This window comes from Aeromonas sp. S16(2024), assembly GCF_041403065.1.
Taxonomy (GTDB): Bacteria; Pseudomonadota; Gammaproteobacteria; order Enterobacterales; family Aeromonadaceae; genus Aeromonas.
The window spans coordinates 16,645-40,739 of record NZ_JBGLQX010000022.1; the positions used below are offsets into that span (position 1 = coordinate 16,645).

A 24,095-nucleotide genomic window follows, 5' to 3' on the forward strand; every position below is an offset into this window, starting at 1 on the left:
GCATGGCGCCATGACCAGCACCGGCCCTTTATTCCTCTCCCTGCTGCAGGGTCGAGATGGCGTAACGCGCCTGATCCTGGGTAAAGCCCCGCCCAAGCAGATACTTGAGCCATTTCATCCGCAGCTTGAAGTCCGCCAGATCGGCGACGCTGGCACGCCGCACCAGCAGGGCGAACGCCAGCTCGAACCAGTCCAGCTCCGGCTGGTCGAATGCGGCGTCTATCTGCGTATCGTCCAGCCCCTTGCGGCGCAGATCGAAGCGGATCTTGATGGGGCCATGGCCCTTGGCCGCACCGGCCCGTACCGCCATGGCGCCGTAACGTTCGTCATTGACCCAGTTGTAGCCCCGGCAATACTCGACAACCGCCTCGATCACCTCTTCATTGAAGCCTTGCTGGCGCAGTCGGTTGGCCAGCTCAGACTCTGCGCTCTCGCGACGAGCCAGACTGCGCATGGCAAAGGCACGGGCGGCGGCAAACAGCTCTTCAAAGGAGAGTTCAGCGGGTTTGGGGGAGGATTCATCGACCATAAATGACAAGGCCGAGTATCAACCCGGCCTTCCTTATTCCTTATTCGAACTCTTGTTCGCTTTCATCTTCAAACTCTTCGGCGACCGCGGCCACCGGCTTCTCGACCGGCACGGCACCGGAGAGCAGCAGCTCCCGCAGGCGGGCTTCCACCTCGGCGGCCATCACCTTGTTCTCGGCGAACAGCTTCATCACGTTGGCCTTGCCCTGACCTATCTTCTCGCCGTTGTAGCTGTACCAGGCACCGGCCTTGTCGATCAGCTTGTGCTTGACCCCCAGATCCACCAGCTCGCCCTCTTTGGAGATGCCGGCACCGTAGAAGATCTGGAACTCGGCCTGCTTGAAGGGCGGGGCCACCTTGTTCTTGACGACCTTGACGCGGGTCTCGTTACCGACCACTTCGTCGCCGTCCTTGATGGCGCCGATGCGACGTATATCCAGACGTACCGAGGCGTAGAACTTGAGCGCGTTACCACCTGTGGTGGTCTCGGGGCTGCCGAACATGACGCCGATCTTCATCCGGATCTGGTTGATGAAGATGCACAGGCAGTTGGCGTTCTTGATGTTGGCGGTCAGCTTGCGCAGGGCCTGGGACATCAGACGGGCCTGCAGGCCGACGTGGGAATCACCCATCTCGCCTTCGATTTCCGCTTTCGGCGTCAGGGCTGCCACCGAGTCGACGATGATGACGTCAACGGCGTTGGAGCGCACCAGCATGTCGCAGATCTCCAGGGCCTGTTCACCGGTATCCGGCTGGGAGATCAGCAGGTCGTCGACGTTGACCCCCAACTTGGCGGCATAGATGGGGTCGAGGGCGTGTTCCGCATCGACGAAGGCACAGGTCTTGCCTTTCTTCTGGGCTTCCGCAATCACCTGCAGGGTGAGGGTGGTTTTACCTGACGATTCCGGGCCGTAGATCTCGACGATACGACCGCACGGCAGACCGCCGATACCCAGCGCCACGTCCAGGGAGAGGGAGCCGGTGGAGATGGCTTCGATGTCCATGGTCTTGCTGTCGCCCAGACGCATGATGGAGCCTTTGCCAAACTGCTTTTCGATCTGGCCCAGCGCAGCCGCCAGTGCCTTCTGTTTGTTCTGATCCATGCCAATCTCCGCTGGGAATCGTGATGTAGAAGTGAAGTTGGGCTAAGTATACTGTTTATGCATACAGTATCAAGCCCAATTTATCTGAGCAGGGCCAGCAGTCCGGACAAGGCCTGCCTGACCGCCTGCTGGCGCACCTGATGGCGGTCGCCATCGAAGCGGGCGAGCAGGGATTGATGGCGGCCAGTGCGATCCGCCCAGGCAAACCAGACGGTGCCGACCGGCTTGTCATCACTGCCGCCACCGGGCCCTGCGATGCCGCTGATGGCGACGCAGATCCCCGCATCGGAACGGGCCAGGCACCCTCTTGCCATCTCCAGCACCACGGCCTCGCTGACGGCGCCATGGCGCAGCAGGCTGTCGATGCTCACCCCCAGCATCTGCTGTTTGGCCTCGTTGGTGTAGGTGACAAAGCCGCGGTCGAACCAGCCTGAGCTGCCCGCAATATCCGTGATGGCCGTGGCAACGCCGCCCCCGGTACAGGACTCCGCCGTGGCGGCGAGCCAGCCTCGTGCCTGCAATGCCTCGCCGAGCTCCCGGGATAAACGGTCGATCTCTGCCTCAAGCCCCATCATCATGTCCTCTCTGGCCCCTTGCGGGGGAAACATGGGGGTCATTATGCAGTCGCCCCGAATCGCGAGCAACCGACCCGGGACCGGCTGCGTCAGCGACCGACCGGCATGGTCCTGCCGGACATTCCCGCACCAAAGCGACAAGTCGCCCGCGCTTAAGCTCCAGTACATGGGGGCTTCCTATAATCAGCAGGCACCGCCATCTATGCGGTTTCTATCTTTTTGGATACTGGAGAAAGCAGATGAAGCATCAATTTAAAGTCGCCATGACTGCCCTGGCGATCTGTTTTGCCACCAACACCTTCGCCGCCGAGAGCACCCCGGAGCTGCAGAGCGAAACCACACTGGCGCAAGAGCTGAACCTCTCCACCGCACAGGTCGAGCAGATCAAGAGCCTGCGTGAGCAGGCGGCCAAGGAGCTCGGCGCGGTCAAGCTCGACGCCATCGGTCAGGATGTCATCATCAACATGATCAAGACCGGCAAGTGGGACGAGGCAGCCGCCAGGAAGCAGTTGCAGACCATCAGCAACGTACAGGCCGAGGCCCGCTACTACCGTGCCCATTACCTGTTCGAAGTCAGCAAGGTGCTGACCCCGGAGCAGAAAACCAAGCTGCACGAGATGCTCAGTGGCAACGAAGCCATGTATTGAGAGACGGCTCCCGTTTCTGTGATGCCAATCCCCGCGCTGATGGCGGGGATCTTGCCCCTCCCCCCCGGCACGCCTCGCACACAACTCCCCGCTCCCGCCCTCCCGACACGGCTTGCCACTTCCCTCCCAGGCCAGTGAACCCCCAGGACAGCCTTCCCCAACGCGAGATAACCCCTCACCATCTCGGCCCGACCATGTAGAATGGCCACCAGATTCAGACCCATTACGGCAGACGCTTGCCCGCAAGAGCACCTTCTGGAATAGAACATGACAGCACAGCACCAAGCCACCAGCGCCAACCTGAGCGCCCACACCCCCATGATGCAGCAGTACCTTGGCCTCAAGGCCGAGAACCCGGAGATCCTGCTGTTCTACCGGATGGGCGACTTCTACGAACTGTTCTACGACGATGCCCGCAAGGCGTCCCAACTGCTCGACATCTCCCTGACCAAGCGCGGCCAGTCCGCGGGCAGCCCCATCCCGATGGCAGGAGTGCCCTATCACGCCATCGAGGGCTATCTGGCCAAGCTGGTGCAGCTCGGCGAGTCCGCCGCCATCTGCGAGCAGGTAGGGGATCCCGCCACCAGCAAGGGGCCGGTGGAGCGCAAGGTGATCCGCATCATCACCCCGGGCACCGTGTCCGACGAGGCGCTGCTCAGCGAGCGACAGGACAACCTGATCGCCGCCGTCTACCACGATGGCCGCCGCTTCGGCTACGGCACCATGGACATAGGCTCCGGCCGCTTCTTCATCAACCAGTTCGAGAAAGAAGAGACTTTACTAGCAGAGCTGCAACGCACCAATCCGGCGGAGCTGCTCTATCCCGAGTCTTTCGAGTTCCTGCACCACGTCGAGGGGCGCCGCGGCCTGCGTCGCCGCCCGGAGTGGGAGTTTGAGCTCGGCACCGCCCGCAAGCTCTTGTGCCAGCAGTTCGGCACCCAGGATCTGGTGGGCTTCGGCGTCGAGCAGAGCGAGACCGCCCTGTGCGCCGCCGGTTGCCTGATGCAGTACGTCAAAGACACCCAGCGCACCGCCCTGCCCCACATCCGCAGCGTGCGCCTCGAGCAGCCCGATCACGCCGTCATCATGGATGCCGCCACCCGCCGCAACCTGGAGCTAACCCAGAATCTGGCGGGCGGCTATGAAAATACCCTGGCCGAAGTGCTGGATCGCACCGCCACCCCCATGGGCAGCCGTCTGCTCAAGCGCTGGATCCACCAGCCGATCCGCGATCGGGTGATCCTCAAAGGTCGCCAGAGCACCATCAAGGAGCTCATCGAGCAGAACCTCTACGATGAGTTGGGCAACCTGCTGCGTCAGGTGGGCGATGTGGAGCGGGTGCTGGCCCGCCTCGCCCTGCGTTCGGCCCGGCCCCGCGATCTCACCCGCCTGCGTCAGGCCTTCGCCCAGTTGCCCGAGTTGCAGCGCTTGCTGGCAGGCAACGAGCACGAAGCGGTGCAGCAGCTGGCCGAGCGTGCCAGCACCTTCCCCGAGCTGCTCGACCTGCTGGAGCGCGCGGTGATGGAGGTACCACCTGTGCTTATCCGCGATGGCGGCGTCATCCGTGACGGCTTCAATCAGGAGCTGGACGAGCTGCGGGATCTGGCCAACGGCGCCACTGCCAGCCTCGCCCGCATCGAGGAGCGGGAGAAGCTGCTGACCGGCATCAACACCCTCAAGGTGGGTTACAACAAGGTGCACGGCTTCTATATCGAGGTGAGCCGCGCCAACAGCCATCTGGTGCCAGCCCACTACATCCGCCGCCAGACCCTCAAGAACAACGAACGCTACATCATCGACGAGCTCAAAAAATACGAGGACAAGGTGCTCACCGCCCAGGCCCAGGCGCTGGCGCTGGAAAAACGGCTCTACGAGGAGCTGCTCGACACCCTGCTGCCCCATCTCGGCGATCTGCAGGAGTCCGCGGCCGCGCTGGCAGAGCTGGACGTGCTGGCCAATCTGGCGGAGCGGGCCGAGACCCTCGACTACCGCTGCCCGACGCTCATCGACGAGGATCAGATCCTGATCGAGGCGGGCCGCCATCCGGTGGTGGAGCAGGTGATGAGCGATCCCTTTATCGCCAACCCCATCCGGCTGGAGCGGGAACGGCGGATGCTGATCATCACAGGTCCCAACATGGGCGGTAAATCCACCTACATGCGCCAGACCGCGCTCATCGTGCTGCTGGCCCATATCGGCGCCTTCGTGCCCGCCGACAGCGCCCGCATCGGCCCTATCGACCGCATCTTCACCCGTATCGGGGCGTCGGACGATCTCGCCTCCGGCCGTTCCACCTTTATGGTGGAGATGACCGAGACCGCCAACATCCTCAACAACGCCACCGCCCGCAGTCTGGTGTTGATGGACGAGATTGGCCGCGGCACCAGCACCTACGACGGCCTCTCGCTGGCCTGGGCCTGCGCCGAACAGCTGGCGAGCAAGATTGGCGCCTACACCCTGTTCGCCACCCACTACTTCGAGCTGACCCGGCTGCCGGAGCTGATGAGCGGGCTGGCCAACGTCCATCTGGATGCCGTTGAGCACGGTGACACCATCGCCTTTATGCACGCGGTGCAGGAGGGGGCGGCCAGCCGCTCCTATGGCCTGCAGGTAGCGGCGCTGGCGGGAGTACCGAAATCGGTGATCCAGCAGGCCCGCCACAAACTGCACGAGCTGGAGAGCGCCACCCCGGTGGCCGCTGGTGAAAGCCGCCCAGCTCCGGTGACTCTCGCCCCGCAACCCCATCCGGTGGTGGAAGAGCTGGCAGCGGTACGTCCGGACGAGCTGACGCCCCGCCAGGCGCTGGACCTGCTCTATCGCCTCAAGCAGATGCTGTAAGCACCGGCCGCCGCTCAGGCATGAAAAAGGGGAACCGCGAGGTTCCCCTTTCGTTTGCCTTAACCTGCCATCAACCCGGACCTATGCGATCCAGCAGGCTCAGATTGACCGAGCCGGGATGGCGCTTGAGCTTCTGCCGGTATTCGAACTGGTGCTGGCTCTCCTGCTTGAGCCCCTGCATCAGCGAATAGCACATGGCCAGCATGATCAGCGAGAAGGGCAGCGCGGCTATGATGCTGGCCGCCTGCAGGGCCGCCAGGCCGCCGGAAACCAACAGGATGGCCGCCACCAGCCCCTGACCCAGCCCCCAGATGGCGCGGTGCAGCACGGGGGGATCCTGATCGCCGATGGAGAGCAGCGTCGTAATCACCAGCGTGCCCGAGTCGCTGGAGGTGATGAAGTAGGTGCAGATGAGCAGGGTCAACACCCCTTTCGCAATCCAGCCGAAGGTCTCCCAGTGAAGCAGCTCCACCGTCTTGTAGAGCGCCAGGGTCACGTCCTGGTTGACTGCCGCCACCACGCCACCGCCGCCAAACAGCTCCAGATGCATGGCGGTACCGCCGAACACGGTGAGCCAGAACATGCCGAGCAAGGAGGGCACCAGCAGCACGCCGAGCACGAACTCGCGAATGGTGCGCCCCTTGGAGATGCGGGCGATGAACATGCCGACGAAGGGGGCCCAGGCTATCCACCAGCCCCAGTAGAAGGCGGTCCAGCTCGATTGCCAGGCCGAGGTGCCGTTCGCCTCGGTGTTGGTCCAGAAGCTCAGTTTGACGATGTTTTGCAGGTAATCACCGATGTTCTGCACATAGGCGTTGAGGATATAGGTGGTGGGCCCCAGCACCAGGAAGAGACCCAGCACGAACACGCTCAGCCAGATGTTAAGCTCGGAGAGGATCTTCACCCCGCGCCCCACGCCTGAGATGGCCGACAGGGTGGCGATCAGACTGATGCCGCCGATGAGCCAGAGCTGGCTGTGCTGGGAGACTTCCATGCCGAACATCTGGTTCAGGCCGGTGTTCATCTGGGAGACGCCAAGCCCCAGGGAGGTGGCCACCCCGAATACGGTACCGAACACCGCCAGCACGTCGGCGGCATGGCCCCAGAAGCCGTAGATCCGCTCGCCGAGAATGGGGTAGAGCACGGAGCGAATGGCCAGCGGCAACTTGCGGCGATAGCTGAAGAAGGCCAGCGACAGGCCGACGATCACATAGATGGCCCAGGGGTGCAGACCCCAGTGGAAGAAGGTGAGACGCATGGCGATCTGGGCCGCTTCCGGCGTCATCCCTTCGGTGACGAAGGGGTTGCCCTGCAGATGATACATGGGCTCGGCGATGCTCCAGAACACCAGGCCTATGCCCATGCCGGCGCTGAACAACATGGAGAACCAGGCGAAGTAGCCGAACTCCGGTACCTGGTCGTCGTCGCCCAGTCGAATGCTGCCAAAACGGCTGAACATCAGGTAGACGGCGAAGAACAGGAACAGGGCAACCACCAGAATGTAGTACCACTTGAAGCCAGCAATGATGGTGTCCTTGGCGCCGGTGAACCAGGTTCCCGCGGTATCCGGGTCAAACACCCCGAACAGCAGGAACAGGGTCACGACGGTGAGGGCCGTCATGGCCATGGTGGGATTGAGGCCTTTCAAAAGCCCTTTGGTTGCTCTCATCTGGCCTCCTTAGTCATTGTTGAAAAAATCTTCACCCACGTGATCCCCCGCACCACCGATGGCGCGATAGACCAGTCGACCCGCCACCCGCTCGCGGTGATCCACCAGGGTGACCGAAGGCTGGCCGTTCACGGCGTGGCGCTTGCCGAGGAAGATGGCCATGGGCACCCCCAGACTGGAGACCCCGCTGGTGATCCAGAGCCGGTTGAAGTCATAGGAGCCGCCGATGAACTCGAGCTGGGCCAGGCCATTGTCCAGACCGGCCAGGTAGAAGTTCATGGCGCTCTCGTCGGGGAAGAGATGCACCAGCACATAGGCGTAGCGCAATTCGTTCACCAACTCCTTTAGACTGAAAGAACCTGTGTCACTGCAGGAGAGTGGCAGCTCACCATCGTAGTGATGGACTTGCAGGTTGTTGGGATCCTCGTCATAGGCGGGTTGATAACGCACGAAAGCCGAGGTATCTGGCAGTTCATAGCGGACCCTGACCACGCGAAGGTCGGCAACCAGGGACTTGATATCCAGGTCGTCATACATGATGTCACTCCTCAAATATCGGGTTTAAATGCGGCAATTGTCCAATAACCTAACATAAAATTCATTAGAGCAGAAATGATTACACCAAAAACCATATTGACCTTGCTGTGGATTAGGCGGAGAATTTTGCGCCTCTCCACTGCCCTGCGATGACCCCGACTCCATGGAAAAACATGATGAAGTGCTGATTGCTCTGCGCCAGATCATCCGTGCCATCGACATGCACTCCAAACGCCTGATCAAGGAGGCCGGGCTGACGTCGCCGCAGCTCCTGCTGCTCAAGGGGATCAACGAGCTTGGCCAGATCTCCATGCGCCAGCTCGCCGATCACACCAACATGAGCCAGGCCACCGCGACCACCATCATGGACAGGCTGGAGAGCCGCCAGCTGGTGCAACGCATCCGCAGCGAAACCGACAAGCGCAAGGTGCATGCGACACTGACTGACGCGGGTCGCGCCCTGCTCGCCCAGGCCCCCACCCCGCTGCAGGAGAGCTTCATCCAGCGCTTCCAGGCCCTGGAAAACTGGGAGCAGGGACTGCTGCTCTCCTCCCTGCAACGGATCTCGGCCATGATGAATGCCGACGGCATAGATGCGGCTCCCGTGCTGAGCGTCAGGCCGCTCACCGAAGAGCGGGCATAAAAAAAGCTCCCGGATGGGAGCTTTTTTTATGGGAGGCGTGGGGGGAGATCACTCTTCCAGGCTGATGCCTATGTTGGAGACGCCGTCCTGGGCCGCAAAGGTGCGGATAGCCAGGATGCGATCGCTGTCGCGCTCATGGGCGACCCGCTTGAGCAACTCGACCTGGAACTCCAGCTCGGCTTCCATGTACTCATGCTCGTAGAGCTCTTCGTCACTGAGATCCCGCTCTTCCAGCATCTCGATGAAACCGGCCACTGTACCGACCGAAGCATGGCTGGCATCGTTGGCCTCTTCCCCCACCCGGCAGATCACCGAGTTATAGGCGCAGCCCAGGGCCACGCAGGCATCCAGCGCCGGATAGGCGCCGTAAGACTCAAATTTGCCAGGCTCGGGAATATAAACCTCGAACGCCTCCAGGATCGCCCCAAGATTGACGCGGGAACCCTTCACCGTCAGGTAATTCCACATCTGATCCAACGCGTGGCGAAATGCCTTCGCATCCCCGAAGCCGGAGGCCTGGGTAAACAGCGCATAGTTGGGGTACATGCGCTCTGCCAGCGCGAGGGTGTAGACGGTCTGCTGCCAAGGCTGCAGCTCGGCCAGTCGCTTATAAAACTTGTCACCAAACACTGGAGTCGGATCCTTTGCAAAATGTGGGGCAGATTGTAGCCCACGAGGGGCGTGGCGAAAACGAAAAAGCGCCCTGGTCGACTATCTTGCCCGATCAACTGGGGTAAGATGAGGACAGACACCTCCTCCGCCGTGCCGCAAACATGATAAGGAACAAGAGTATGAGCCAACGTACCCTGCTTCTGCTCAGCCAAGACAACAACCACTATGAGCGCCTGCTCAAGGCCGCCCGCCTTCCCCATCTGCACATACTGCGGGCCGACAACCAGAGCGACGCCGAGAAGCTGATCGGTGATGCCCACATCCTGATGGCCGAACCGGCACGGGCCAAGCCCCTGCTGGCCAAAGCCGACAGGCTGAGCTGGCTCCAGTCCACCTACGCCGGGGTCGACGTGCTGCTGGATGCCAGTTGTCGCCGCGATTACCTGCTCACCAATGTGCGCGGCATCTTCGGGCCGTTGATGAGCGAGTACGTGTTCGGCCACCTGCTCAACCTGTCGCGCCAGTTGCCGCTCTACCGCGAACAGCAGCAGCAGCGACTGTGGCAGAGCCATCCCTATCAGGGGCTCAAGGGACGCACCATGCTGATCCTGGGCACCGGCAGCATAGGCCAGCACATAGCCCACACCGCCAAGCACTTCGGCATGCGGGTGCTCGGCATCAGCCACAGTGGCAATGAGCGCGCGGGCTTCGATCAGGTGTATCAGTTGCCGACGCTGAACAAGATGCTGGCTCAGGCCGACGCCATCGTCAGCGTGCTGCCGGCAACCCGCGAGACCCGCCATCTGTTCACCACCGATCGCTTCAACCACTGCAAGCCGGGGGCCATCTTCTTCAACGTTGGCCGGGGCAATGCGGTCCATGAAGGGGATCTGCTGGCGGCATTGCGCGGCGGCAAGCTGGGCACTGCGGTGCTGGATGTGTTCGAGCAGGAGCCCCTGCCCGCCGACAGCCCGCTCTGGCATCAGCCCAATCTCATCATCACTCCCCACAACAGCGCCTATAGCTTCCCGGAAGATGTGGCCCAGATCTTCATTCGCAACTACATCCGCTTCATCGACGGCCAGCAACTCGATGGCCGTATCGACTTCGACAAGGGTTACTGAGTCCAGGCCAGCAGCAAAAAGGCCCCGCCAGATTGGCGGGGCCTTTTTTGTATCCGCAGAGGGGGGATCAACCCGCCTCCATCTCCTTGCGATAGCTCTTCACCTTGGCAAGGAACTGGCGCTTGTCCTTGCCGGAGAGCGGCTCCGCCATCGGCAGCTTGACCTTCATGGGATCCACCGGACGGTTGTTGACCCGCACCTCGTAGTGCAGATGGGCACCGGTAGAGCGACCCGTGTTGCCGGAGAGCGCTATCTTGTCCCCCATCTTCACCTTCTGGCCGGGTTTGACCAGCAACTTGCTCAGGTGCAGATAGCGAGTCATCAGGGTGCGGCCGTGCTTGATCACCACATAGGTGCCCGCGAGGGGGTGGCGGGTCGCCTTGAGCACGACACCGTCGCCGGTCGCCATCACGGGCGTCCCCACCGGCAGGGCGAAGTCAGTCCCCTCATGGGGGCGAACCTGGCCGGTAATGGGGTGGCGTCGGGCCGGGTTGAAGTTGGAGCTGACCCGATAGCGACTATGGGTCGGATAACGGCGGAAGCCGCGCTCCAGGCTGTTCGCCTGACCGTCATAATAGTTGCCATCCTCCGACAGCCAGGCCGATACCGTCTTGCCCTGGCTGAACACCTCCACCCCCAGCAGCTGGGTGTTGCCGGTGCTCTTGCCCTCGACCGTCTCCTGTCTCACCAACACCTTGAACTTGTCGCCTCTTTGCAGATCCTTGGCGAAATTCAGGCGCCACTGGAACAGGTTGGCAATCTTCTGGATGTGGTTGGCCGGGATCCCCGCATTGCGGGCGCTGACGTAGAAGCTGCCATTGATGACGCCGTCATAACTCTTCTGCTGCCACTGCACCTCTTCATTGAGCATGTTGGCGCTGTAAGTGTCGTCGGTACGCTCCAACACCAGGGTCTGCTTGATGTTCAGGCGGATCTTCAGCTGCTGCAGTATGTTGTCCTGATCGATCAGCAACTCTATGGTCTGGCCGGGCTTGAGGCGGGCCAGATTGTTCTTGGCATCCGCATCCAGCACCTTGTAGAGGGTGGTGGTGGAGAGGCCGAGATTGTTGAAGATGGTGGTCAGGTTCTCGCCGTTGCGTACCCGGTAATCCTGCCACTGGGGCGTGGCATCGGCCGGAATGTCATCTTCCGGCGCCGCGGCTTCCACCAGTTCATGATCCGGGATGTCGTTAAAATCCGTATTGTCTTCGTTGGTTGCGGTGCCAGTGGTGGCAATGGGCAACTCCAGACGCAATGGCCGCTCAAGGATGTCACCTGGAGCCGGCAATACGGCTACCGCAGACAGCGTCATGGCCGTGAGCAATAGCATGGCGTAAAAATGTTTGCGGGGAACCGGGGGTTCCCAGTTGGCAGCCTGTGCTACCAAGGGACGGAGACGTTTCATCCGCTATCCTGTTATTAGATCTAAGGGTGGTAGTTGTGGGTCTGTCTTTATGATTTTTTATTATGAAAACCGAATATCTGGGTTTTAGACCTAAATACTTACAAAAAGTTCATCGCGATATGCACGAAACTCACATTTTATGCATAACCTTCCCGCATGGGCAGAAATGATCGCCTTTTTCAGCCATTTTTTTCTATTTTTAAGAACCAAGTCCGGTTGCGTTCACCCCCGGGCTGTCAGATGTTGCAAAAACATTTCCAGGGAGTGGGTATGTCATTGGCAAGATTGTTAAATGTAATCATCCTGATCCTGTTCACCCTTGGTGCCATCCTGCTGCTCATGCTGGAGATCACCACGGTACGGCAATCCATCCTCGATCAGATGTCGGCCAACCTGGAGACGGCCATCACGGCCCTCGGCCTGGTGCTGCAAGGCACCCTGCTCAACGAGGACAAGGTGCTGGCGGAAACCATAGTCAACGCCATGTTCGATGGCGGCTTCGTCAGCTCGGTGGTCTTGCTGGATCCGGATGGCCAGTTGCTGTTCCAGAAAGTCTTCCACACGGCCCAGCAGAACATCCCCAGCTGGCTGCCCGCTGTCGTCCACATGCCACCGGTCAAGATCGAGCAGGAGCTCACCGATGGCTGGCGCATTCTGGGCACCCTCACCCTCGAAGGCCATGAGGGATACGCCTACCAACACCTCTGGAACGCCATCAGCCGCACCGGGCTGGCACTGCTCGCGGGTCTGCTGGTCTTCACCCTGGTGATCACCTGGGTATGTCGTCGCCTGCTGCGTCCCCTCGAACAAGTCAGCCAGCAGTTGGTGCAGATCCGCAGACGCCAGTTCAGCGGCAATCTGCCAACCCCCTGGCTTCGCGAGTTGCAGGAGGTCGTGACCTCCATCAACCAGTTGGTCTCCGAGCGCAAGCGGGATCTGTTGCAGCAAAGACTCAAGATCACCCAGCTCGGCAAACATGACAGCCTGCAGGCCCATCAGAAACTCGCGGGACTGACCGACATCGCCAACGGCATGTACCTGCAACACTTTTTCTCCACCCAGGGAAACATCCGGCTCTACAGCCGGCTGCTGCCCCAGACTCCCCCCACCACGGACAGCTCGCCGGACGAGATCCGGGCGCTGCTCAACGACTGGCTGACCCAGAAGACGGAAGGGCTACAGCTCCCCCTCAGCCTGCTCAATCATCCCGACTGGGCACAGTTCGCTCCCTCCCTGGCCAGTGCCAGGGGCAAGACCCTGGACTGGCGCTGGGATCTGGCAAGCTTCCCTCCCCTGGCCGAGGAGCGTCTGAGTGCGCTTCAGGTCCAGGGGGTCGAGATGGCATTCAGCAATGTGCCCATGAACAACGACAACCTGACAAAGCTAGACCCCATCAAGCCGGTCTTCATCAGTTGCCAGCTGACCCAGGCCCCCCTTTACTGGAACCTGCTTTCCCAGTGTCTGCATGCCTCCGGCTATACCCTGCTGGCAGAAGCCGGCGACATCAACGACGTGGATACCCTGCGCAGCTGGGGCATCGATGGCTATGCCAGCCAGGAGGCATCATGAAACTCCCCATCCTATTGCTTGCCCTGTTGTGGCAGCCCAGTCTGCACGCAGTATCCGTGACCATTGGCACGGGAGGAGAACAGGGGATCTATTACCAGGTCATCAAGGAGTTCTGCCGACTAGCTCACAAGAGCGACCCCACACTGCAATGCAAACCGCAGGCCAGTTCGGGCTCCATCGAGAATCTGCGGCAGCTGCAAGCCGGAGACATCCCCTACGCCCTCGTCCAGTCTGACTGGCTCTATCAGGCCAGCCAAGGCACGGGACCATTTGCCAAGCAACCCCAGCCCGAATTGAGAACCCTCTTTGCCACCCATGCTGAGCCTTTCACCATAGTGGTGCGTGCCGATGGTGACATCACCACCCTGGAGCAACTCAAGCTGGCCCCCATCGACATGGGGCTGAAGAGTTCGGGCACTCGCCAGACGGCGCTGGCACTGTTCAACCTGTTGGGGGCAAAGGAGCAGGATCTCGATCTGAAGAGCGTGGCCAATCTGTCCGAAGCATTGTGCAGCAAACAGATCGATGCCTATGGGTTGGTGATGGGGCACCCGAACCGGATCGTGCTGGAGACATCCAAGCGCTGCGCCATCCGTTTCATGGCCATCGAGGGCGCGATCCGGGATCAACTGCTGCAAGGCGTCAAATACTACCAGCGCAGTCAGGTACCGGCCCGCATCTATCCCGGCAACCTGAAAGCCACCCCCACCTTTGCCATCGCCGCCACCCTGGTGACCAATGCCGCCACGCCGGATGAAGACGCCTATCGCCTGACCAAGGCCATGCTGAGCCAGCAGACCAGTTTCAACGAGCAGACCTATGGCTATGCCAACCTGTTCCACAAGGCGCGCAACAAGATAGGCCCAGTGCTCAGCGTCACGCAGCACCCGGGGGCAGCAAGGTATTTCGAGGAGTTGAAAGCCGCAGGCAAGCTATAACTGGCGGCGGGGGGAGCGCAGATGCTCGCTGGAGAAGCGGCTCTGCATCGACTTCCACTGGGTCAGGCGATCGGCACTGCCGGCCAGGGTCCCCTCACGGCGTGACTTCATGACCCAGATGCTCTTGGCATCGAAGCTGTACACGGGTTGCAGGTCATTGCGCTGGCTGCCGGGCAGGATGCGACCATTGATGTTGTCCAGCACCAGAGGGTCGGACTTGGTCGTCGGGAAATAGAGCGTCACCATGTGAAACTGGTTGTAGCGGATCGCCTTCACATAGGCCAGCCGCAGTTTCTTCTCGTCAACGCCGAGCTCCATCAGGGTGTAGTACTTGGAGATGCTGTAATCCTCGCAGTCACCCCCTCTGGCGCCGATGAACTCCAGCGGATTGGCCCAGTAGTCCTCGTCCCCCCAAAGCCTGGGATCCTCGCTGTAGGTCAGATTGTTGAAGTAGTTGTTGACCAGTTCCAGCTTCTGCTGATCCGTGGTGCCCGCTCTGGGCGCGAGCAGGCGCGAAAAGGCCTCGGCGCGCTGGATGGCCCTGGCGCCATAGACTTCCTGCATTTTTGCCTTCAGCTCGGGGCTGGCAATGTGTTCGGACAGGCGGGTGGCCTGCACACTGGCACAGAGCAGTGCCAGGGTGCAGGTGGGGACAAACAACCATTTCATAACTGACACTCCATATCAGACGCTGGAGGTCAGTATAGTTGGCCGCAGCCACCCCATAGGGCGAGTCTTGGATGACTCAACGGCACTGGGCGAAGGCGTCGGCCAGCTGTTGCATGAAGTGCGGATAAGCATCGGGACCAAGCGACACCTGCTCACCCACTTCATCCAGCAGCAACACCTTGGCGCCTGTGTTGCGGGCGACCGATTCGATCACCGCCGGCGAGAATTGCGGCTCGGCATAGATGCAGCTCGCCTGTTTCTCTTCAAGCGCCTTGCGGATCTCCACCAGGGTCTTGGCGCCGGGGCGACGCTCCGGGCTCACGGTGAAGTGGCCCTTGGAGCTCATGCCGTAGTGACGCTCCCAGTAACCATAGGCCTCGTGAAACACGAAATAGCCCTTCTGGTTCACCGCCTTCATCTGTTCGGCGATCACCTTGTCCTTGGCGTCCACCTTGGCATCGAATGCGGCGAGGTTGGCGGCATAACGGGCCTGATTGGCCGGATCCTGCTTGCCAAGCTCGGTCGCGATCGCCTTGGCAATCACCTTGGCCTGGGTCGGCCCCAGCCAGATATGAGGATCCACCCCCTCGTGGTGATGCCCCTCATGACCTTCATCGTGGTCATCGTGCTCATGGTCGTGGTCGTGGTCGTGGTCGTCATGATGAGCGGGATCCTGGCTGCCCTGAGTCGCGTAGTTGAACAGCGGCATCCCCGGGACCTGGGTCAGGGTCAGCTTGTGGGGATGCTCGGCCAGCGGCTTGGCCATGAAACCTTCCAGCTCGGGGCCGACCCAGACCACCAGATCGGCGTCGTTGATGCTGCGAATATCGGAAGGTCGCAGGGAGAAGTCGTGGGGAGAGGCGCCGGTCGGCAGCAGCACTTTCGGCTCGCTCACACCATCGGTGATGGCCGCCGCGATGAAACCAAGGGGCTTGATGGTGGTCAGCACCTCGAGGGCGCGGACAGGCAGGCTCACCGCCAGCAGCGCAGTGATCAGAGTAAGAATTCGCATAGAGGTCTCGTCAGGGAGTGAGTGTGTGATAATATAACAAACCAACGTCGCTGTTATATTATAACTCTCACAGGCTGTAAACCCCGGAGCTGTCATGACCCAACTGGTGGAGCTGAAAGAGGTCTGTCTGTCGTTTGACGGACGATCCGTGCTCGACAAGGTCTCCTTTACCCTGAACAAAGGCAAAATCACCACGCTGGTCGGCCCCAACGGGGCGGGCAAGAGCACCCTGAGCAAGCTGGTGCTGGGCCTGCTCAACCCGGACTCCGGCAAGATCATTCGTCGTCGCGATCTGCGGGTCGGCTATGTCCCCCAGCGCCTCTATCTGGACCCCACCCTGCCGCTGACGGTGCGCCGCTTCCTGCAGCTCGGCAAGAACAGCCGCCTCTCCATCGAGGAAGCGCTGGAGCGGGTCGGCGCCCAGGATCTTCTGGACAACCGGATGCAGAAACTCTCCGGCGGCGAGATGCAGCGGGTGCTGCTGGCCCGTGCCCTGCTGGTCAAGCCCGAGCTGCTGGTGCTGGACGAACCGGTTCAAGGCGTGGATATCACGGGCCAGATAGAGCTTTACGCCCTCATCAGCCAGCTGGCGGCCGAGTTCAACTGCGCCGTGCTGATGGTCTCCCACGATCTGCACCTGGTGATGGCCAGCACCCACGAGGTGATCTGCCTCAATCGCCATGTCTGCTGCCACGGCGAGCCGGAGAGCGTGGCGCGCCACCCCGAATTTGCCCGCCTGTTCGGACGCCCGGAGCGGGAGGTGCTGGCGGTCTATACCCACCATCATCACTGCGACGGCGAACACCATCATCATGAGCAGCAGGTCCCCGTCATCCGCCTGCCGTCTCGCAATCCATAAGCGCAGTTAAGGACATTCAAGTGGACAGCTTTCTGTTATACGCCCTCGCGGCCGGCCTCGGCATCGCCCTGCTGGCCGGGCCCCTCGGCAGCTTCGTGGTGTGGCGCAAGATGGCCTACTTTGGCGACACCCTCTCCCACGCCTGCCTGTTCGGCATCGCCCTCGGCATACTGCTGCAGGTGGATCTCACCCTGGCGGTGGTGGTCTGCTGCCTCGCCATGGCCATGCTGCTGGTGATCATGAGCCGCAACCAGCAGGTGGCGACCGATACCCTGCTCGGCATCCTGGCCCACAGCGCCTTGTCGCTGGGCCTGGTCACCTTAAGCTTCATGGACAACGTGCGGGTGGATCTGATGGCCTATCTGTTCGGTGACCTGCTCTCGGTACAACCCATGGATCTGCTCTGGATCTACGGCGGCGGCGCCCTGGTGCTGCTTACCCTGTGGCGGCTGTGGGATCCCCTGCTCTCCATGACCATCTCGGAAGAGCTGGCGCGGGTGGAGGGAGTACGGGTCGATGTGCTGCGCTGCGTGTTGATGCTGCTGATAGGCCTGGTGATCGCCGTGGCCATGAAATTTGTCGGGGCGCTGATCATCACCTCGCTCCTGATCATTCCCGCCGCCACCGCCCGCCGCTTCAGCCAGACGCCGGAGCAGATGGCCGGCTTCGCGGCCCTGATCGGCTGTCTCGCCGTGCTGGGGGGCCTGACCCTCTCCTGGTACCAGGACACCCCCGCAGGCCCCTCGGTCGTGGTCTGCGCCACCAGCCTCTTTATCCTGAGCCAGTTCAAGAAAGCCTGATCCTGGAGTGGCCTGATCCCAGCTGTCAGGCCACTCCCAATCTCGCCTCCTCGTTCATCCCCTGCCCCCTGTTTATCCTGAGCCGGCAGCCCACCGGCTAGAGCGGCATGCTCTGGCGCGTCTCCATCATCAGCCACTGGCGCAGCCGGCTGATGGCGGGCTCATGGGCCCGGGAGCGCTTGCAGGTGAAGTAGAAGGCATCTCCCGTCTCAAGCTGGTGCACCGGCAAGGCCACCAGCTGGGGATCGTCCGGTCGCAGCATGTAATCGTTCACGAACGCCACCCCCTGATCCCAGGCCGCCGCCTCCATCGCCAGCAGCACATGGCTGAAGTGGTGCATCCGCGCCTCGTCCGGAATCACCAGCCCCCCCGCCTTGGCCCAGCGCTGCCAATCCTCCCCCCGCGCCTTGTAGATGGATTGCACCGAGAGCAGCGGCAACTGCCAGATGGCGGCAGGCCACTCCCCCTCCACCTGCTGCAGCAGGCGACGGCTGCAGACCGGAAAGAGCCGCTCCCGATAGATGAGATCGTGGCAATAGCCGCGCCCGTGGGGGGAGACGGTAATGAAACAGTCCGCCACCCGATCGGACAGCTCGGGATCTTCCGCCACCATCTCGAGGCTCAGATCCAGCTCGGGGTAGAGCTGGCGCAGCCCGGCCAGCCTGGGGATCAGCCACTTCACCGCAAACGAGCTGTAGACCGCTAGCCGCAGCCGCATCTCGCCGCCGCCGCGCAGCTGTTCGCTGCTTTGGGCTATCTGGCCGAGCCCGGCGGAGATCCCCTCGAAATAGCTCTCCCCCTGGGCGGTCAGTGACAGCAGTCGCCCCTGGCGCAGCAGCAGCCGCTCCCCCAGAAAGTCCTCAAGCAGGCGGATCTGGTGGCTGACCGCGCTCTGGCTGACATTGAGCTCCAGGGCCGCACGGGAGAAGCTGAGCAGGCGGGCAACCGCCTCGAAGTATTGAACGGCGCGCAGGGGAGGCAGTTTCATTATCCAAAATTCTCATGGATGGTGATTTTTTATCATTTTACTGGATAACAGGCGTCAGACTACCCTTCCCTCATCTAACGTGGGAGGTGGTATGAACGCAGTCGGGATTGGCATCCTCTATCTGGTGCTGGGCAACATGGTGGCGGTCTTCTCCGATGCACTGGTCAAGGTGCTGGAGCCGAGCCAGCCCGTGTTCCAGTTCGTCTTCTTCCGCCAGCTCTCCGCCGCCCTCCTGCTGGCGCCCTGGCTGCTCTGGTCCTGGCGGCGCAACCCGCCGGTGGCCATCAAGTGGCACCTGCTGCGGGCCCACATCTGGGCGATCGGCGTCTGCCTGATGGTGGTCGCCCTCACCCGCTTGCCGCTGGCCACCGCCAACGCCCTCTTCTATGCGGCCCCGCTGCTGATGGTGCCGCTCGCGGTCTGGCTGGCAGGAGAGGCGCTGTCGCGCCAGAAGGTGCTGACGGCCCTAGTGGGTTTCATCGGTGTGCTGATAGTGCTGCGCCCGACCGAGGTGAACTGGGCCGCCCTGGCCGCGCTCGGGGTGGCGCTCTCCATGGCGGTCAACAACCTGCTGATCAAGCGGATCCCGCTCAAGCAGCCCATCGCCCAGACCCTGTTCTTCACCAACGTGCTGAGCATGCCCTTCATACTGGCGCTGGCCTGGTGGGAAGGGGGGAACTGGCAGTGGCAGATGTGGTGGCCCGCCTTCGGCTCCTCGGCGCTGATCATGGTCTATGCGGGCTTGTGTGTGGTGGCCTATCGCAAGGCGGAGGCGAGCAAGATAGCCTCGGCGGAGTACACGGGCCTGCTGATGGCGGTCGCCATCGGGGTCTGGCTGTTCGACGAACAACCGGGTCTGCCGCTGCTGCTGGGGTGCCTGTGCATCATCTTGCCGCTGGTCGCCATGGCGCGCGGCAAGTCAAAACCGCTGGCAGAGCCGGCGCTCTGAATCAAAGCAGCAAGGTGGCAACCCGCTGCTGCAGATGGGGGATCACGGCCTGCTCGAACCAGGGGTTCTTCCTGAGCCAGAAGGTGTTGCGTGGGGATGGGTGCGGCAACGGCAGCCAGCCGGGACCATAGTCAGCCCAGTTGCGTACCGTCTCGGTAAGGGACTCCTTGCCCGCCTCCCGCAGATAGTGGCGCTGGGCGTACTGGCCGATAAGCAGGGTCAACTCTATGTTGGGCAACAGCATCAGCACCTTGTCGTGCCAGGTGGGGGCACATTCTGGGCGCGGCGGCAGATCCCCCGACTTGCCCTTACCGGGGTAGCAGAGCCCCATGGGCATGATGGCGATGCGGGACTCGTCATAGAAGGTGGGCTTGTCCACCCCGAGCCAGTGGCGCAGCCGATCACCGGATGGATCGTCCCAGGGGATGCCGCTGGCATGGACACGGGTACCGGGCGCCTGACCGATGATCAGCAGGCGAGCGCGCTCGCTGCCGCGGATCACCGGCCTGGGCCCGAGCGGCAGGTGGGCCTCGCACAGGCGGCAGGCCCGGATCTGTTCAAACAGCAGGTCTAGTCGGTTCATGGCCTGATGGTAACAGAGTTTCCGGCAGGATCCCGCTTGTGGAACCGGCGGCAGATACTTATCATGCGGCCACATTTGTTTAATTTAATAAACGGAAAGCGATGAAGAACTGGCTGGGCCCCGGCAGTGCGGCCCTTTCCTTCGTGCTCTGGGGCATGCTGCCCCTCTATTACCAGTTCATGCCCGAGATCAACATGTGGGAGCTGCTCTCCCACCGGGTGCTCTGGTCTGTTGTCCTGCTGGGCGGCCTCTTCCTGCTGCTCGGCGTGCGGGTCCCCTGGGCACGCCTGCGCAGCGAACCCCGCCAGCTCGGTCTCATCCTGCTGGCGGGCCCCGTCATGTCCATCAGCTGGTGCATGTTCACCTGGTGCCTGACCACGGGCCAGGTGCTGGCCACCAGCCTCGCCTTCTTCATGACGCCGCTGTTCAACATCGCCTTCGCCGTGCTCTTCCTCAAGGAGCGGCTCACCCCCCAGAAGCATCTGGCGGTCGCCCTGGCCCTGGCGGGGCTGGCCTACATGCTGTTCTCCTACGGCGAGCTGCCCTGGTTCTCCCTCATCATGGGGGCCAACTTCGCCTTCTACGGCCTCATCAAGAAGAAGGTGCGCCACGATGCCGGTGTCAGCCTCTACCTCGAGTCCCTGGCCCAGCTTCCGGTCGCCCTGCTGATCCTCGCCTGGTTGGGCCTGCACGGCATGAGCCAGTTCATGGCCGGTGACTGGGCCGACAAGCTGCTGCTGATGGGCAGCGCCCCCGCGACCCTGCTGCCGGTGGGGCTGTTCTGCTACGCAGTGGCACGCACCCGCATGAGCACTGTGGGGCTGCTGCAATACATAGAGCCGAGCCTCGCCTTCCTGCTCGCCATCTTCTGGTTTGGGGAGATCCCGGATCCGGTGAAATCGGTGGGCTTCGCCTTCGTCTGGGCCGGCCTGCTGGTGAGCCTGCTGCCCCTGCACCTGCTCAGGCGCGGCCGGGTCCAGTGGAAAGAGTCATGACGACGGACGTCTGTACCGATAAGCCTGCATCTAACTGGTTTATCTATCTGGTGCGCACCGGTGCGGGCTCGCTCTATGCGGGGATCAGCACGGATCCCGAGCGGCGCCTGCGCCAGCACCAGAGCGGCAAGGGTGCCCGCGCCCTGCGTGGCAAGGGGCCGCTGGCCCTGGTGTGGCGCCAGAGGGTGGCGGACAAGGGCGAGGCGCTGCGCCTCGAGTATCGCCTCAAGCAGCAGAGCAAGGCATTCAAGGAGCGCCTGGTGCTCGACCCCGGACTCTGGCACGACTGGAGCCAACCCTGGCTGAGCGCCGATACAGCCCCCATCGATCCGTCCCCCTGAACCAGTCGCTCCCGCCATAAAAAAGGCCGCTGGGAGCAGCGGCCAAGGAAGGATCCGATAGCAGGGAGGCTTAACGGTAGGTGTTCGACTGCTTGCGCCTGTTGCTGAGCAACCAGCACACCGCCAGCACCAGCAGCAGCCAGGGCGCCAGCTTGATGATGAGGGCAAACATGCCGGCCAGGGCGCCAAACAGCACGAAGACCCCGCTCACCAGCAGCATGGCCAGCACGGTAAAACCGGTCAGCGCCATGGTCACCAGCACCAGCATCAAGACGATAAATTCCAGCATGTTGTGCTCCTCACAGGCTTGCAGTGGCCAGCGGGTCTGATCCGGGGATCAATCCAGCCAGCGTTTCAATTCACGACGGGGCGGCATCACCAGCACCGCCAGCAGATAGAGGGCCAGGGCCAGGGGCGGCATCAGGATAAGCGCCAGCAAGGCCAGCACCCGCACCGTCACCCTCGAGATCCCAAGCCCCCTGGCCAGACCGGCACAGACCCCGGTCAGCTTGCGATGGGCCAGATCTTTGGGCCAGGGGCTCATGGTTATGCCTCCGCCTTACGGCTTTTCAGGCGAGCCAGCTCGCGCTCAATCTCGTCGTTCAACTCCAGCTCGCGGAACTGGGCCTCCAGGGAGGGATTCTGCCCCAGGGTCGCCGCCTCCAGCTGGGCTTCCAGCTGATCGACCCGGCCCTGAAAGCCGTCGAAGCGGGCCATCAACTCATGCATGCGCTGGTTGTCCACCTGGGCGCGGGCACGGATCCGGCTATGGGCTGTCTGTTCGCGCAGGGTCAGCATCTTCTGCTTCTCGCGGGCCTCGGTCAGCTTGGTCGCCAGCCGCTCGCTGTCGGCGGTGAGCTGGGCCAGCACCTCGGCCACCCGGGCCTTGTCCTGCTCCAGTTGCTCGCACTTCTTGACCTCTGCCAGCTTCTCCGTGAGGGCGGCACGGGCCAGATCCTCACGTCCCTTCTGGATGGCGAGCTCGGCCTTGGCAGACCACTCCTGGATCTGGTGGCGCAGCGCCTGCTGATGGCGCTCCAGCTGTTTCTGTTCGGCGATGACGCGGGCGGCCTGGGTTCTCATCTCGATCTGCACCTGCTCCATCTCTTCGATCATCAGACGCAGCATCTTCTCCGGCTCTTCACTCTTGTCGAGCAGGCTGTGCAGGTTGGCATTGATCACGTCGGTCAGGCGGCTGAATACGCTCATGGTCTGGCTCCTTGTTAATGGGGATGTCACTCTCTTCCCATGGCATTACAAGAGCCGTGCCAAGATAATTTATTGTTGTTTTACAGATAGATGGAGACTCGACATTGCCATCTCAAGGCCATGAGTTGGCGAGAATTGCCAATGATGTGGTGATTTTAACCAATAAAAAGGGAGCCAGCGGCTCCCTTCATGAAGTTGGGCTCAGCCTCAGGCGGCCGGGCGATGGCCCAGCTTGCCATCCAGCTCCGCCAGCTTGGCTTCCATCCTGGCCCGGCAGGTATCCGACAGATCCCGGATGCCGGCGGCGCCGTGCTCCTTGCTGCACAGGGGGGGCAGCATCTCCAGCAGCACCTCGCCGTTGTCCCAGCGGTTCAGGTCCACCTGACCGAAATAGCTGGAGCAGACGATGGGCACCACGGGCACTTCGGCCTGGACGGCGGTGTGGAAGGCGCCGGCCTTGAACGGCAGCAGACCGCGGCCCTGGGAGCGGGTCCCTTCCGGGAACATCCAGATGGAGGTGCCGTGGTGCTTGATGCGATCCACCACCTGGCCTATGGTGCCGATGGCGCGGGAGCGGTTGGATCTGTCGATCAGCACGTTGCCGGAGAGCCAGAAGATGAGGCCGAAGAAGGGCAGCCACAGCAGGCTCTTCTTGCCCACCGCCACCACGCCGGGGCGCACGGCACCGGTCACTGTGAAGATGTCGAAGTTGCTCTGGTGATTGCAGACATAGACGGCAGGCCCCACCGACTTGACCTCGTCCGGAATGGTGACCCGGACCTTGAGCCCGATGAGCGGGCAGACGGCATGGTACATGCGGGCGAAAACATAGACGTTGTTGGGGTGGCGCGGACGCACCAGACAGAGCAACAGACCAAACACGAACCAGAAGATGAGCAGCAGGGTAAGCAGCAGCACACGGGCAAGTTTGAGCATCGAACACCTCGGAATTTGACTCGGCGCAGTATACTGGTCCCCCTTTTAGCGAACAAGCGTTCGCCAGACAGAACCGACCACCCCAGAGGGAGCATGTGGTCGTATCGAATCCCGCTGGCTTGCTCACGCCACCATTGATCGATAGGATATGCACCATTCAACAGGGTAGGACGAGCATGATTTTGCGACAACGCGTGGCGACAAGACTCCTGCTGCTGGTCTGCATCCTGGTGATCAACTGTGCGGCCCAGCCGCTGGCCAGGCTGGCACAGCTCGACCAGGCACTGAGCTGCCAGATGCTCCCCCTCTCCTCGTCCAGCGCCGATGCCGACGAGGGGCAAGCCGCGACGCCCCAGCCCAGCAGTTGCCAGCTCAACGGCAAGTGGCTCAGTGCCGCCAGCCTGCTCTGCGCCGAGCAGATCTTCTTTGCCATCGCCTTCGTGATTGCCCTGCTGGCGCCCCTGTCGCGCCGCGCCCCTGCGCTTCCTCCGCCCATCAACATCTCGCCTCCCGAGCGGCGACTGCACCTCACCCTCTGCGTCTGGCGGGAATGAGTCTGCGGCGGT

Annotated in this window: 27 protein-coding genes; 12 read left to right on the forward strand and 15 right to left on the reverse strand. The window is 62.1% G+C overall.

From position 1 onward, the window contains the following. Positions 1–28: 28 nt before the first annotated feature. The 3 genes from ACB030_RS15905 to pncC all read right to left on the reverse strand — a co-directional run bounded on the left by ACB030_RS15905 (position 29) and on the right by pncC (position 2,203). Positions 29–529, reverse strand: a complete 501-nt coding sequence (locus ACB030_RS15905; RefSeq protein ID WP_371161186.1) for a regulatory protein RecX — start codon at positions 527–529, stop codon at positions 29–31. A 40-nt stretch (positions 530–569) separates the two neighbouring features. Further along, the gene (gene recA / locus ACB030_RS15910) at positions 570–1,631 is read right to left on the reverse strand and encodes a recombinase RecA (RefSeq protein WP_106885048.1); all 1,062 of its coding nucleotides are present in this window, start codon (positions 1,629–1,631) and stop codon (positions 570–572) included. 80 nt (positions 1,632–1,711) lie between these two features. After that, positions 1,712–2,203 (reverse strand): nicotinamide-nucleotide amidase, encoded by a 492-nt coding sequence (gene pncC / locus ACB030_RS15915; protein WP_307765340.1) that lies wholly within the window; start codon positions 2,201–2,203, stop codon positions 1,712–1,714. A 242-nt stretch (positions 2,204–2,445) separates the two neighbouring features. Here pncC and ACB030_RS15920 point away from each other — a divergent pair, with 242 nt between their 5' ends. Together ACB030_RS15920 and mutS are read left to right on the forward strand one after the other, a co-directional pair. Then, a complete protein-coding gene (locus tag ACB030_RS15920) occupies positions 2,446–2,853 on the forward strand; it encodes a Spy/CpxP family protein refolding chaperone (protein WP_371161101.1) in 408 nt (135 codons plus the stop codon). A gap of 267 nt (positions 2,854–3,120) precedes the next feature. After that, positions 3,121–5,691 carry a DNA mismatch repair protein MutS gene (gene mutS, locus ACB030_RS15925; protein WP_371161103.1) on the forward strand — a complete coding sequence of 857 codons (2,571 nt, stop codon included), beginning with the start codon at positions 3,121–3,123 and terminating at the stop codon, positions 5,689–5,691. A gap of 70 nt (positions 5,692–5,761) precedes the next feature. Here the strand turns inward: mutS and ACB030_RS15930 are convergent, their stop codons facing one another. Together ACB030_RS15930 and ACB030_RS15935 are read right to left on the reverse strand one after the other, a co-directional pair. Continuing rightward, entirely contained in the window at positions 5,762–7,360 is a 1,599-nt protein-coding gene (locus ACB030_RS15930) for a BCCT family transporter (RefSeq protein ID WP_371161105.1), read from the reverse strand. Positions 7,361–7,369: 9 nt separating this feature from the next. Further along, positions 7,370–7,897 (reverse strand): hypothetical protein, encoded by a 528-nt coding sequence (locus tag ACB030_RS15935; protein ID WP_371161107.1) that lies wholly within the window; start codon positions 7,895–7,897, stop codon positions 7,370–7,372. A 163-nt stretch (positions 7,898–8,060) separates the two neighbouring features. On the opposite strand from ACB030_RS15935, the gene ACB030_RS15940 reads away from it, so the two are divergent. Next, positions 8,061–8,540 (forward strand): MarR family winged helix-turn-helix transcriptional regulator, encoded by a 480-nt coding sequence (locus tag ACB030_RS15940; protein WP_025325615.1) that lies wholly within the window; start codon positions 8,061–8,063, stop codon positions 8,538–8,540. Positions 8,541–8,588: 48 nt separating this feature from the next. Here the strand turns inward: ACB030_RS15940 and ACB030_RS15945 are convergent, their stop codons facing one another. After that, entirely contained in the window at positions 8,589–9,170 is a 582-nt protein-coding gene (locus ACB030_RS15945) for a YjaG family protein (RefSeq protein WP_042649972.1), read from the reverse strand. Positions 9,171–9,331: 161 nt separating this feature from the next. On the opposite strand from ACB030_RS15945, the gene ACB030_RS15950 reads away from it, so the two are divergent. Further along, a complete protein-coding gene (locus ACB030_RS15950; RefSeq protein WP_342058654.1) occupies positions 9,332–10,276 on the forward strand; it encodes a D-2-hydroxyacid dehydrogenase in 945 nt (314 codons plus the stop codon). A gap of 67 nt (positions 10,277–10,343) precedes the next feature. Here ACB030_RS15950 and mepM read toward each other — a convergent pair whose 3' ends face one another. Then, positions 10,344–11,681, reverse strand: coding sequence for a murein DD-endopeptidase MepM (mepM, locus tag ACB030_RS15955; protein WP_106885053.1), 1,338 nt, complete (start codon positions 11,679–11,681; stop codon positions 10,344–10,346). A gap of 270 nt (positions 11,682–11,951) precedes the next feature. On the opposite strand from mepM, the gene ACB030_RS15960 reads away from it, so the two are divergent. Both ACB030_RS15960 and ACB030_RS15965 read left to right on the forward strand, forming a co-directional pair. Beyond that, positions 11,952–13,250, forward strand: a complete 1,299-nt coding sequence (locus ACB030_RS15960; RefSeq protein WP_371161110.1) for a LapD/MoxY N-terminal periplasmic domain-containing protein — start codon at positions 11,952–11,954, stop codon at positions 13,248–13,250. Further along, positions 13,247–14,188, forward strand: a complete 942-nt coding sequence (locus tag ACB030_RS15965; protein ID WP_371161112.1) for a TAXI family TRAP transporter solute-binding subunit — start codon at positions 13,247–13,249, stop codon at positions 14,186–14,188. The genes ACB030_RS15960 and ACB030_RS15965 overlap by 4 nt, the downstream gene beginning before the upstream one ends. On the opposite strand, the gene ACB030_RS15970 is transcribed toward ACB030_RS15965, so the two are convergent. Together ACB030_RS15970 and znuA are read right to left on the reverse strand one after the other, a co-directional pair. Beyond that, entirely contained in the window at positions 14,183–14,857 is a 675-nt protein-coding gene (locus ACB030_RS15970; protein WP_371161114.1) for a transglutaminase-like cysteine peptidase, read from the reverse strand. The genes ACB030_RS15965 and ACB030_RS15970 overlap by 6 nt on opposite strands. A gap of 76 nt (positions 14,858–14,933) precedes the next feature. Beyond that, complete coding sequence (gene znuA, locus ACB030_RS15975; RefSeq protein WP_371161116.1) at positions 14,934–15,869, reverse strand: zinc ABC transporter substrate-binding protein ZnuA; 936 nt, start codon at positions 15,867–15,869, stop codon at positions 14,934–14,936. A 94-nt stretch (positions 15,870–15,963) separates the two neighbouring features. Between znuA and znuC the strand changes: the two genes are divergently transcribed. Then, positions 15,964–16,728, forward strand: coding sequence for a zinc ABC transporter ATP-binding protein ZnuC (gene znuC / locus ACB030_RS15980; protein ID WP_371161118.1), 765 nt, complete (start codon positions 15,964–15,966; stop codon positions 16,726–16,728). A 20-nt stretch (positions 16,729–16,748) separates the two neighbouring features. Continuing rightward, positions 16,749–17,528 carry a zinc ABC transporter permease subunit ZnuB gene (znuB, locus tag ACB030_RS15985; protein WP_025325606.1) on the forward strand — a complete coding sequence of 260 codons (780 nt, stop codon included), beginning with the start codon at positions 16,749–16,751 and terminating at the stop codon, positions 17,526–17,528. Positions 17,529–17,625: 97 nt separating this feature from the next. Here znuB and ACB030_RS15990 read toward each other — a convergent pair whose 3' ends face one another. Next, entirely contained in the window at positions 17,626–18,516 is an 891-nt protein-coding gene (locus tag ACB030_RS15990) for a LysR substrate-binding domain-containing protein (protein ID WP_025325605.1), read from the reverse strand. A 91-nt stretch (positions 18,517–18,607) separates the two neighbouring features. On the opposite strand from ACB030_RS15990, the gene ACB030_RS15995 reads away from it, so the two are divergent. Further along, positions 18,608–19,465, forward strand: coding sequence for a DMT family transporter (locus tag ACB030_RS15995; RefSeq protein WP_371161121.1), 858 nt, complete (start codon positions 18,608–18,610; stop codon positions 19,463–19,465). A 1-nt stretch (position 19,466) separates the two neighbouring features. Here ACB030_RS15995 and ACB030_RS16000 read toward each other — a convergent pair whose 3' ends face one another. Then, the gene (locus ACB030_RS16000) at positions 19,467–20,048 is read right to left on the reverse strand and encodes a uracil-DNA glycosylase family protein (protein ID WP_371161123.1); all 582 of its coding nucleotides are present in this window, start codon (positions 20,046–20,048) and stop codon (positions 19,467–19,469) included. Positions 20,049–20,149: 101 nt separating this feature from the next. Between ACB030_RS16000 and rarD the strand changes: the two genes are divergently transcribed. Next, positions 20,150–21,043: an EamA family transporter RarD gene (gene rarD / locus ACB030_RS16005; RefSeq protein WP_319916848.1), complete on the forward strand. Its 894-nt coding sequence runs from the start codon at positions 20,150–20,152 to the stop codon at positions 21,041–21,043. After that, positions 21,040–21,384, forward strand: a complete 345-nt coding sequence (locus ACB030_RS16010) for a GIY-YIG nuclease family protein (RefSeq protein WP_371161126.1) — start codon at positions 21,040–21,042, stop codon at positions 21,382–21,384. The genes rarD and ACB030_RS16010 overlap by 4 nt, the downstream gene beginning before the upstream one ends. A 70-nt stretch (positions 21,385–21,454) precedes the next feature. On the opposite strand, the gene pspG is transcribed toward ACB030_RS16010, so the two are convergent. From pspG to ACB030_RS16030, 4 genes are all read right to left on the reverse strand, one after another. Then, on the reverse strand, positions 21,455–21,673 hold the full coding sequence (gene pspG, locus ACB030_RS16015; RefSeq protein WP_005331057.1) for an envelope stress response protein PspG: 219 nt from the start codon (positions 21,671–21,673) through the stop codon (positions 21,455–21,457). A 48-nt stretch (positions 21,674–21,721) separates the two neighbouring features. Continuing rightward, positions 21,722–21,928, reverse strand: a complete 207-nt coding sequence (locus ACB030_RS16020) for a PspC domain-containing protein (protein WP_042649985.1) — start codon at positions 21,926–21,928, stop codon at positions 21,722–21,724. A 2-nt stretch (positions 21,929–21,930) separates the two neighbouring features. Then, a complete protein-coding gene (gene pspA, locus ACB030_RS16025) occupies positions 21,931–22,593 on the reverse strand; it encodes a phage shock protein PspA (protein ID WP_163147997.1) in 663 nt (220 codons plus the stop codon). Between the two features lie 207 nt (positions 22,594–22,800). Then, complete coding sequence (locus ACB030_RS16030; protein WP_139438739.1) at positions 22,801–23,529, reverse strand: 1-acylglycerol-3-phosphate O-acyltransferase; 729 nt, start codon at positions 23,527–23,529, stop codon at positions 22,801–22,803. A gap of 176 nt (positions 23,530–23,705) precedes the next feature. On the opposite strand from ACB030_RS16030, the gene ACB030_RS16035 reads away from it, so the two are divergent. Beyond that, positions 23,706–24,083 (forward strand): hypothetical protein, encoded by a 378-nt coding sequence (locus ACB030_RS16035; RefSeq protein ID WP_371161129.1) that lies wholly within the window; start codon positions 23,706–23,708, stop codon positions 24,081–24,083. Positions 24,084–24,095: the final 12 nt, after the last annotated feature.

Coding starts and splice junctions, on each gene's coding strand:
- mutS (WP_371161103.1), top strand. CDS start 3,121: ATGACAGCACAGCACCAAGCCACCAGCGCCAACCTGAGCGCCCACACC.
- ACB030_RS15935 (WP_371161107.1), bottom strand. CDS start 7,897: ATGTATGACGACCTGGATATCAAGTCCCTGGTTGCCGACCTTCGCGTG.
- recA (WP_106885048.1), bottom strand. CDS start 1,631: ATGGATCAGAACAAACAGAAGGCACTGGCGGCTGCGCTGGGCCAGATC.
- ACB030_RS16000 (WP_371161123.1), bottom strand. CDS start 20,048: ATGAACCGACTAGACCTGCTGTTTGAACAGATCCGGGCCTGCCGCCTG.
- ACB030_RS16010 (WP_371161126.1), top strand. CDS start 21,040: ATGACGACGGACGTCTGTACCGATAAGCCTGCATCTAACTGGTTTATC.
- pspG (WP_005331057.1), bottom strand. CDS start 21,673: ATGCTGGAATTTATCGTCTTGATGCTGGTGCTGGTGACCATGGCGCTG.
- ACB030_RS15995 (WP_371161121.1), top strand. CDS start 18,608: ATGAACGCAGTCGGGATTGGCATCCTCTATCTGGTGCTGGGCAACATG.
- ACB030_RS15905 (WP_371161186.1), bottom strand. CDS start 529: ATGGTCGATGAATCCTCCCCCAAACCCGCTGAACTCTCCTTTGAAGAG.
- mepM (WP_106885053.1), bottom strand. CDS start 11,681: ATGAAACGTCTCCGTCCCTTGGTAGCACAGGCTGCCAACTGGGAACCC.
- ACB030_RS15950 (WP_342058654.1), top strand. CDS start 9,332: ATGAGCCAACGTACCCTGCTTCTGCTCAGCCAAGACAACAACCACTAT.
- ACB030_RS15970 (WP_371161114.1), bottom strand. CDS start 14,857: ATGAAATGGTTGTTTGTCCCCACCTGCACCCTGGCACTGCTCTGTGCC.
- ACB030_RS16035 (WP_371161129.1), top strand. CDS start 23,706: ATGATTTTGCGACAACGCGTGGCGACAAGACTCCTGCTGCTGGTCTGC.
- znuC (WP_371161118.1), top strand. CDS start 15,964: ATGACCCAACTGGTGGAGCTGAAAGAGGTCTGTCTGTCGTTTGACGGA.
- rarD (WP_319916848.1), top strand. CDS start 20,150: ATGAAGAACTGGCTGGGCCCCGGCAGTGCGGCCCTTTCCTTCGTGCTC.
- ACB030_RS15940 (WP_025325615.1), top strand. CDS start 8,061: ATGGAAAAACATGATGAAGTGCTGATTGCTCTGCGCCAGATCATCCGT.
- ACB030_RS15920 (WP_371161101.1), top strand. CDS start 2,446: ATGAAGCATCAATTTAAAGTCGCCATGACTGCCCTGGCGATCTGTTTT.
- ACB030_RS15965 (WP_371161112.1), top strand. CDS start 13,247: ATGAAACTCCCCATCCTATTGCTTGCCCTGTTGTGGCAGCCCAGTCTG.
- ACB030_RS16030 (WP_139438739.1), bottom strand. CDS start 23,529: ATGCTCAAACTTGCCCGTGTGCTGCTGCTTACCCTGCTGCTCATCTTC.
- pspA (WP_163147997.1), bottom strand. CDS start 22,593: ATGAGCGTATTCAGCCGCCTGACCGACGTGATCAATGCCAACCTGCAC.
- ACB030_RS16020 (WP_042649985.1), bottom strand. CDS start 21,928: ATGAGCCCCTGGCCCAAAGATCTGGCCCATCGCAAGCTGACCGGGGTC.
- pncC (WP_307765340.1), bottom strand. CDS start 2,203: ATGGGGCTTGAGGCAGAGATCGACCGTTTATCCCGGGAGCTCGGCGAG.
- ACB030_RS15930 (WP_371161105.1), bottom strand. CDS start 7,360: ATGAGAGCAACCAAAGGGCTTTTGAAAGGCCTCAATCCCACCATGGCC.
- ACB030_RS15990 (WP_025325605.1), bottom strand. CDS start 18,516: ATGAAACTGCCTCCCCTGCGCGCCGTTCAATACTTCGAGGCGGTTGCC.
- ACB030_RS15960 (WP_371161110.1), top strand. CDS start 11,952: ATGTCATTGGCAAGATTGTTAAATGTAATCATCCTGATCCTGTTCACC.
- znuA (WP_371161116.1), bottom strand. CDS start 15,869: ATGCGAATTCTTACTCTGATCACTGCGCTGCTGGCGGTGAGCCTGCCT.